At 61.5% G+C, this 8,351-nt stretch carries 7 protein-coding genes and 3 pseudogenes; 4 read left to right on the top strand and 6 right to left on the bottom strand.

The features are described from left to right. A pseudogene (locus tag AC1DJT_RS31115) lies at positions 1-223 on the bottom strand (IS481 family transposase); the annotation flags it as partial. A gap of 386 nt (positions 224-609) precedes the next feature. On the opposite strand from AC1DJT_RS31115, the gene AC1DJT_RS31110 reads away from it, so the two are divergent. The 3 genes from AC1DJT_RS31110 to AC1DJT_RS31100 all read left to right on the top strand — a co-directional run bounded on the left by AC1DJT_RS31110 (position 610) and on the right by AC1DJT_RS31100 (position 2,975). After that, the gene (locus tag AC1DJT_RS31110; RefSeq protein ID WP_476769698.1) at positions 610-822 is read left to right on the top strand and encodes a hypothetical protein; all 213 of its coding nucleotides are present in this window, start codon (positions 610-612) and stop codon (positions 820-822) included. A 57-nt stretch (positions 823-879) separates the two neighbouring features. Further along, positions 880-2,247, top strand: a complete 1,368-nt coding sequence (locus AC1DJT_RS31105; RefSeq protein WP_476835565.1) for an NAD-dependent succinate-semialdehyde dehydrogenase — start codon at positions 880-882, stop codon at positions 2,245-2,247. A 128-nt stretch (positions 2,248-2,375) separates the two neighbouring features. Next, positions 2,376-2,975 carry a DNA-3-methyladenine glycosylase gene (locus AC1DJT_RS31100; RefSeq protein WP_476835564.1) on the top strand — a complete coding sequence of 200 codons (600 nt, stop codon included), beginning with the start codon at positions 2,376-2,378 and terminating at the stop codon, positions 2,973-2,975. A gap of 82 nt (positions 2,976-3,057) precedes the next feature. On the opposite strand, the pseudogene AC1DJT_RS31095 reads toward AC1DJT_RS31100, so the two are convergent. From AC1DJT_RS31095 to AC1DJT_RS31085, 3 genes and pseudogenes are all read right to left on the bottom strand, one after another. Beyond that, a pseudogene (locus AC1DJT_RS31095) lies at positions 3,058-3,325 on the bottom strand (transposase); the annotation flags it as partial. Positions 3,326-3,478: 153 nt separating this feature from the next. After that, on the bottom strand, positions 3,479-4,426 hold the full coding sequence (locus tag AC1DJT_RS31090) for a DUF72 domain-containing protein (RefSeq protein ID WP_476769695.1): 948 nt from the start codon (positions 4,424-4,426) through the stop codon (positions 3,479-3,481). A 56-nt stretch (positions 4,427-4,482) separates the two neighbouring features. Continuing rightward, on the bottom strand, positions 4,483-4,938 hold the full coding sequence (locus tag AC1DJT_RS31085; RefSeq protein ID WP_476769694.1) for a hypothetical protein: 456 nt from the start codon (positions 4,936-4,938) through the stop codon (positions 4,483-4,485). 339 nt (positions 4,939-5,277) lie between these two features. Here AC1DJT_RS31085 and AC1DJT_RS31080 point away from each other — a divergent pair. Then, positions 5,278-6,457: pseudogene (locus AC1DJT_RS31080) on the top strand (IS3 family transposase). 275 nt (positions 6,458-6,732) lie between these two features. On the opposite strand, the gene AC1DJT_RS31075 reads toward AC1DJT_RS31080, so the two are convergent. Next, positions 6,733-7,701: a universal stress protein gene (locus AC1DJT_RS31075; RefSeq protein ID WP_476769693.1), complete on the bottom strand. Its 969-nt coding sequence runs from the start codon at positions 7,699-7,701 to the stop codon at positions 6,733-6,735. A gap of 186 nt (positions 7,702-7,887) precedes the next feature. Further along, on the bottom strand, positions 7,888-8,094 hold the full coding sequence (locus AC1DJT_RS31070) for a hypothetical protein (RefSeq protein ID WP_476769692.1): 207 nt from the start codon (positions 8,092-8,094) through the stop codon (positions 7,888-7,890). Positions 8,095-8,351 lie beyond the last annotated feature (257 nt).

Raw genomic sequence — 8,351 nt, 5'->3', positions numbered from 1 at the left:
AGGCCACGACGATGGCTTCCTCGGCCGGCGTCAGCACCGTACTTCGAGGGKCCTTCGGTCCCATGGGCGCATCGGATGTGGTGGTCCTTTTGCGCCACTTGAGCACAGTCTTCGGATTCAAGCCGTAGCGGACGGCAAGGGCCCGRCTGCTCTCTTTCGACCCTTGGAGCTCGGCTCGAACACGCGCCGTCGTGCGGGCGCTGCCATGAAGAACGCTTCCCATAATGCATCCTCCTCCTGACGACTCAGGATCGATGATGCACCATCAGATTTCGGGACTACACACCTAGTCCGGCCCCTGAAGGCGGCGATCCTACGAGATGGAAGGAACCCCCTCGCCAACGCGACGTTGACCAATCACTGGCCGCAGAATCTGAGAGCCGACAGGCGGCTTTCGACGCCGGCTAGATGAAAGCTATTTCAGKAGAAGATCATGGGCGGTCCGCTCGCCACAGTGAAGGCAGCGCTCAAAGCCTACGTTGATAAGGACCCAGCGCGATCKAGCGCCTGATCGCAGAGGACTACGGCTTCACGAGCCCCATCGATAACGATCTCGACCGCCAATCCTATTTCGCGCGGTGCTGGCCAAACCGCGAAGTCTTGGTCGAGATGACCCTCGTAGCCGGTGGCGAAGCTGGCGAGACCGCCTGGGTCGTCTACGAGGCGGCAACGGTGCGGAAGCGCTTTCGCAACGTCGAGCTGCTTGCCGTACGCGCTGGCCGGATCGTCAGGACGGAGGTCTACTTCGGCTGGAATCCGCCCCACCCTGCCCGGCCAGGCGGCTTCGTCGAGAATGACGGAGCGGGCCGCGCCGGAGCCTGAGTTCCGCCCGATCCGATTAGCGCGCGCCCCGAGAAGCACACTTGCGAAGGAGCCAACATGTTTCGCGGCGTCAATCCTGCAACCGGCGACGAGATCGCCACCTATCCCGAACTGGCCGCACCGGAGGTGGAGAGCAAGATCGTCAAGGCGGAGGCGGCCTTCCGGCACTGGCGTGCGAGGCCGATCGCGGAGCGCGCCGCATTGCTGGAGAAGATCGCCGAGCAATACGAGGCTAACAGCGAGAAACTTGCTGTGATGGCAGTCCGGGAAATGGGCAAGACCCATGCGTCGGCCATCGCCGAGGTGCAGAAGAGCGCCGCGGCCTTCCGTCACTACGCGCAGAACGGCCCCGCAATGCTTGAGCCGACCGAGATCGCTATGGCGAGCGGCGGCCGCGCAGAGGTGCGCTACCTGCCGCAGGGGCCTGTGTTGGCGATCATGCCTTGGAACTTCCCCTACTGGCAGGCCGTCCGCTTCCTTGCGCCAACGATCCTGGCGGGCAATGTCGGCTTGCTAAAGCATGCCAGCATCGTCCAGGGCGTCGCCGGGCTGATGGAGGAGATGGTGATCGCCGCCGGCGCACCCGACGGCGTGTTCCAGAATCTTGCCATCAAGTCCTCCGCCGTCGCCGGCCTCATTGCGGACAGGCGCATCGTCGCGGTTACGCTAACGGGCAGCGAGGCAGCCGGACGCGCAGTGGCCGAGCAGGCGGGCGCGGCGTTGAAGAAGGTCGTGCTGGAACTCGGCGGTTCCGACCCCTTCATCGTCATGCCGTCGGCCGATCTCGACGCGGCGGTGAAACAGGCCGTGACGGCTCGCATCCAAAACAGCGGCCAGTCGTGCATTTGCGGCAAGCGGATGATCGTCCATGCCGACATCTACGAAGCATTCCGGGAGAAGTTYTCTGCTGCGATGCAGRCCGTGAAGGCCGGCGACCCGATGGACGCGGCGTCAAACATGGCCCCACTTTCGAGTTTCGAACAGCGCGAAACGGTCCTCGACCAGCTCGCCGCGGCGAAGGCGGCGGGCGCCAAGCTTCTGTTCGGCGGCCAGGCGCTGCCCGGCAAGGGCGCCTATATGTCAGCGGGGATATTGGTCGACGTGCCTCTCGAGGGCGACCTCATGAAAGAGGAGATCTTCGGCCCCATAGCCATGCTGTTCAAGGCTGAGGACATCGGCGACGCGATCCGGATCGCGAATGCCATTCCCTATGGACTGGGCTCGTCGGTCTGGACGAATGATGTCGGCGAACAGGAGCGGTTCGTGCGCGAGATTGAGGCTGGCATGACTGCGATCAACCAGATGCTCGCCTCCTCGCCCGAGGTGCCGTTTGGCGGCATGAAGACGTCTGGTCACGGACGAGAGCTTGGCACTCACGGTCTGCACGAGTTCATGAACCTCAAGTCCGTCATGCGGCCGAACTGAGCCCATTTCGCTCTCTTTATCGATGAGCATTCGGCGCGGGATCGATAGGTAAGGCCCGCTGTTCTCTTCTAACATTCCGGCGGCTGCCGCCGACGTACCAGTGATCAAAAGGGCCCTGACGAGTCCAGATGCCTCATTCGCCTGCCTCTTTCGAGTGCGCTGACGCCGTCGAGCTTGCGAAAAGGCTGATCGGAGCGCTGCTGCTTGTCGACGGTGTGGGTGGCACGATCGTCGAAACCGAGGCCTATCTTCGTGACGATCCCGCATCACACAGCTATCGCGGCCGCACTCCCGCCAACGCAACGATGTTTGGCAATTCTGGGCACGCCTATGTCTACCGCTCCTACGGCTTGCATTGGTGTTTCAACGTGGTTGCGGAGGGCCATGGCGCCGTTTTGATCCGCGCGATAGCCCCGGAGGTCGGCATCGATAAGATGATCATGCGGCGAGGGACGGACAGAAATATCTGCTCCGGACCCGGGCGGCTCGCAAGCGCGCTTGGAATAACCGATGTCTACAACGGCCTGAGTTTGACGGAACCCCCTTTCTTCGTTCGAGCCCCGAGTGAAAGGCCCTCAATCGTGAGCGGCACTCGCATAGGCATTTCCGAAGCGCCCGAGCAGCCCTGGCGCTTCGGTCTGYGTGGGTCACGCTTCTGGAGCCGCCCCTTCGCTCCGCAGCGGCCCGATCTTCTAGAACTGCCGAACCTTGAATCGTTCCGCCCTTAGCTATAGTAAAGGTTCCAGGCTTCTTGGTGTTGCCGAAAGCCGGTGACGCGTGGAAGGCATGATCGCTAGGATCTGTGGACATTTATCTGATCCATAGGACCATGGCGGCGATTGTGACGACGGTGAGGTAGTGTTTGGCCGTCTTTTCGAACCGCGTCGCGACCCGACGAAACTGCTTGAGCCTCGAGAAGCAGCATTCGATCAGGTGGCGCTGGGCGTAGAGGTGCTTGTCGAGGGGATATTTGCGCGCCCGTGACGGGTTGTTGGGAATGACGGCGATGGCGCCCTTCTTGGCAATCTTTCGCCTGAGGGGATCAGGCGTCATAGGCCGCGTCGGCCATGACACGATCACCTGACTCATCCCTCGCTCAAGTGAGGCGATCGGATCTGGCGAGCACCGATATTTTTCCAATGTCTCAGAAAGCCGGAAGTTCCCCCACCACTTTCCCCGCCAGCCCGGGCGAACGGGCCGTCCCCGGTCGGCGCCAGATTCTGGCAGAAATCTACGCATCCGGTGCCTTCGCACCAGGCTCGGCGGCAACAGGCGATTGATCGTGTGACAGTCGATTTTCGAGCAAGCGCCGCATTGCCAGAGCATTCTTTGGCGCAAAACCTTCACAGTCATTATTGAAGTAGATCCACGCTCTCTTGGCACCGCTCGCGTGGATTTTGTCGGCCCAGATTTTCAGTTCGCTGTCTGAATAATCATGCCGGTACCATCGTTCGGGACCGTGGAGCCGCAGGTAGACTTCATCGGCGGTCCGCACCAGGTCATCCGGAAGTCGGGGTCCGCTGCATGAGCAGAAGATCGTGTCTGTCTCACGAAAAGCCGCGTACACCGTTTCATTCCACCAGCTCGAGTGACGGAACTCCACGACGTTGCGCCGCGCCCAATCGAGCTGGCTCAGAATCCTGGTCAGCCTCACTTTTGTGAACTTGTAGCTCGGCGGAAGCTGGAAAAGGAGGCAGCCCATTCGTGGCCCGAGAATGTCGGCTATCGCCCCAAAGTCCTTTACGAGGGTCTTGGTGCCCTCAAACCTTTTGATATGAGTGATCAGCTCACATACTTTGATCGTATAGATGAAATTGCGATCGCCGGGTTGACGAAGCCAGTTTTTCACGTTTGCAACGGTTGGCCACGAATAGAATGACGCATTGATCTCGACAGTGTCGAACTGTTTCGCGTAGTGGCTGAACCATTCGCCCGTTGGCATCTGCGCCGGGTAGAATTGTCCACCCCATTTCCAGTAGAACCATCCCGAGCAGCCGACATAGACCGATGCCTCCAAGGAGGTATTCCCGCTCTTTGCGACTGTCCCCGCAAGGCGAGCGGCACGCATTTTTTCGGCGCGCCCAATGTTCTCTGTCCGCTGCTTCTCTCGGCGCAGCCGCCGCCGTTCGCGACGTTCTTCGGATCCAGGTGCTTTCCGCTTCGCGGCTTGCGTATCCATCATTGTCCTGACCGGCCGTTACGCGGGTGAAGTCGCATGGCCAATTTGGGGTTCTGCTAGCGCAGCAGTCCCTCCGCCTCGAAGACATCCCAGCCGTCCAACTGCGACCGGGCGGCGTCCTCCCGGGCATTTCTGGCGTCGCCAGCCTTGCCCTGGCCGTTGCCCGCACGGGTCCGCGCGGCCTTCCCCGCCGCACGCCGCCGGGTATCGGCGAGCGCCTGCGCATCCTCCTCTCTCCAGATGGCCGGCAGGTCCCCATCAAGCACGGCCTCGATCTGCCGCGGGTCGAAGACGTGGAACGTCACGGCTTTTGCGCGCCCGCGCAGCTTGACGGTCCGTGTCCCGATGCTCTTGAGGCGACCGTCTTTCACCGACTTGTGACGCTCGCGGGAAGAGATCGTCAGAATATCCTCTGCCTCGCTTGGAAGTACGGGTAGCCCTGCGATCCCGCCCAGCGTGTCGGCGATGCACACCGAGGCGGCCCTGAATACATCTGTCTCGGCCTCTGACATACGCAATGCGATACGCCCCGTCCCAGCCGTGATGCACGTCCTCGCTGCCCAGGGCAGTCGGGCCCGAATTTCGCGTTCGATCCCCTTCGCTCGCACTGACGACCCAAGCGTCGCGGAAGACGGGAGCGGCCACTCGGCAACCAATGAAGGGGAGGCGTCCATGCTCCGCGTGGATGTCATCCGACCCAACTCACGTTTCCGGATAGCCGAGATTTCAACCTGGACCGATCGCGTATGTTCCGCTTTCCGGTTCAACGTATGGGCACGATCGACTACTGATCCACCCCCGTTGAATTGGTCCACCCTGAAGTATGTCTTGAGGCGGACAGGAGGACCGCAATGCCGAAGAAGCGTCATAAACCCGAAGAGATCGTCGCGAAGCTGCGCCAGGTCGATGTGCTGGTCTCGCAGGGGCAATCCGTTGCCGACGCGATCCGCTCGATCGGCGTGACGGAGGTGAGCTACTACCGTTGGCGCCGTGAGTTCGGTTGGCTGAAGACAGATCAGGTGAAGCGGATGAAGGAGCTCGAGGCCGAGAACGCCCGGTTGCGCCGCGCCGTCGCGGACCTGACGCTCGACAAGCTGATCCTGAAGGAGGCCGCGTCGGGAAACTGGTAAGCCCCGCGCGTCGCCGTGCCTGCATCGAGCATGTCCGGCTCGTCCTGAATGTGTCGGAGCGGCGGGTCTGCCGTGTGCTCGGGCAGCATCGCTCGACCCACCGCCGGGTTCCACGCGGACGCGGCGATGAGGAGCAACTCACCGCCGATATCGTGGAACTCGCCCGCCGTTACGGCCGCTATGGCTATCGCAAGATCGCCGAGCTGCTGCGCTCGACGGCAGGCTGGGTCGTCAATGACAAGCGGGTCGAGCGCATCTGGCGACGCGAGGGGCTGAAAGTTCCGGCCCGCCAACCCAAGCGCGGCCGTCTCTGGCTGGGAGACGGATCCTRCATTCGTCTTCGCGCCGAGCGGCCCAACCATGTCTGGTCCTACGATTTCGTCGAGGGCCGCACCCATGACGGGAGAAAATACCGGATGCTGAACGTCATCGACGAGTACACCCATGAATGCCTGGCAATCCGTGTAAACCGGCGCCTGAAGGCCATCGATGTCATCGACGTGCTCTCGGACCTGTTCATCCTGCGCGGTGTGCCAGGGCACATTCGGTCAGATAATGGACCGGAGTTCGTCGCGAAGGCCGTGCAGGGATGGATCGGCGCGGTTGGCGCCAAGACCGCCTACATTGCGCCCGGCAGCCCTTGGGAAAACGGCTTCATCGAGTCCTTCAATGCCAGGCTGCGTGACGAACTCCTCGACGGCGAGATCTTCTACACCCTCGCCGAGGCGAAGATCGTCGTCGAAAGCTGGCGGCGGCACTTCAAACGCTGGGCCCGCACGGTTCGCTCGGATACAAGCCTCCCGCGCCGGAGGTCTTCATTCCCGCCATGGCCGCGCGGCCGGCTGCGCAACCCGCACCAGCTACGCCGCCCACGCTGGCGCTCAGGCCAACCGCCCACTAACATTCAACCCGGACCGCTCGGCGGGGGCGGATCAACTGCTGAGGCGCGGATCATCAACAACATCGCGGGGATGCCAGTAGCCCTAACTATTTGTCATCCCCCTGGAAGAAGCCTTGGCAAGGGCATCATTGTGAAGTGTGGAGGAAGCCGCATCACGGCGGGTTCTCAATTTCTGACAACGAGGCGGAACTGAACTCATCCTCATTCCTGTCGCGCTCGCTGCGGCACCCMTTACGGTGCTCTTTGCGCGAAGTTCGTGGGGCATCGCCTCCTCATCACTGCCCTCTGAGCTCGCGGTCGCCCGCTGCTTTGTCCAACGGGTCGCGAGTTTGCGACGCGGCGGTCGAAGCTCCATCAACGTTGCTGTCGACCGGGATAATGAGAATGTCGCGCTCGGCGTCGCGAAGAACCTGCTCGGCGAGGCTGCCTATCACAACCCGCTTCGCCCCGCTCTTCTTGCTGGTCCCGAGGACGATAAGATCGCTCCGTTCAGCCCGGGCGCCATCCAGGATACTTTGCGCCGGGCCGCCTTCACGCAGAACGACGCCGCTTGGCGTCGGTGGAATTCCAAGCTCTTTGGTATACGCCTCAAGCCGCTCGATTGCCTCGACTCGTTCTTTCGCGACGTACTCGTCGATCGCTACCGGATCCATAATTGAACGTTTCATCAGCCCGAGGGCCGGAGCATCAAACGCATGCAATATCTTCACGGTGGACTTGTCGAAGATACCCATGCGCAAGGCACCCCGGGCTGCCGCCTTCGATGCATCGTCAAAATCAAGAGCGAGGAGAGTGCGCTCATAAGCAGTTGAAGGCGGCTGGATCGCGACCAAGACTGGGATGCGGCTGCGTCGAACGACACGCTCGACGGTCGTTCCAGTGAAAACGTCCCGGAAGCGGCTGCGGTGCGGGCCGAGGACGAGCAGGTCGGCGCCAAATTCATTCGCGGCAGACAATATTCCATTGAACGTGTCGTCCACCACGACCCCGAAATTGGCCGACACCCCATCGGCCTCGCAGGTCGTGCGAACAGTATCCTCGAGCACGGCCATGGCCGCCGATCGCTCCGCTTCGATCATTCGATGAGGCAGATCGCCATCCACGACGTGCACGAGCCAAAGTGAAGAACCCAAGCGTTTTGCTATGAGCGTGGCCCGCCTGAGCGCCCTGTCCGATCTCGTCGAAAGATCGGTTGCAACCAGGATGCGCCTCAGCGATCCAACATTCGGCACGGCTGGTGTCATCGGATCTCCGCCTTCCCAATCCCCCAGGGGGAGCTCGCCTACGCGCATCTCGTTCCACATTTGTGACAACGCAGGGTGGTGAGCCATTCGCCACCGTTCACGACCACCGGCCCTGCCGCTGTGGGCGGCTAGTTACGGAAAAGGTTATGTGGTTCGCAGCGCATTTGGGATTCGAGAGCTTTCTGATCACTTCTTCTCCGCGCCGACAGGCAGCAGGGTAGCACGCAAATTGTGAATTGGCTGGCCGCGACTTTCATGACCGTCCTTGATCACGCGACCTCCCATGATCGCTTCGATCGGGAGTCGATGCGGTTTCTCTCCATGGGAGCAACGTTGCGATAGTATATGGATCAGCACGTCCACCATACAGCGGACCCGCACTTCGTCGGCCATGAACTCGCTCCTCGGATGGTGACGCGCGACCTGAAACCCCGGATTTGCGACACCCTTTTAACAGGGCTTGGTTGGGCATGGTCGCAAGAACGATGCGCGGCACTCCAAGGTCTCATGACCGAGAGCCAGCGAGTCCGAGTCACTCCATTACTGCCGCTACGATCAGGGCGAACGCCGTGATTACGAAGACCAGCCTTAGTGAGTGCGCGTCGCAGCGCGTTAATCGCATTTCTGTCCTTCATAGAGTGAAAGGTAGT

This window comes from Allobosea sp. 05T422_2 (assembly GCF_056396265.1).
Note: the sequence above shows the minus strand (reverse complement) of the source record. Positions and strands in the feature narration are given on the sequence as shown.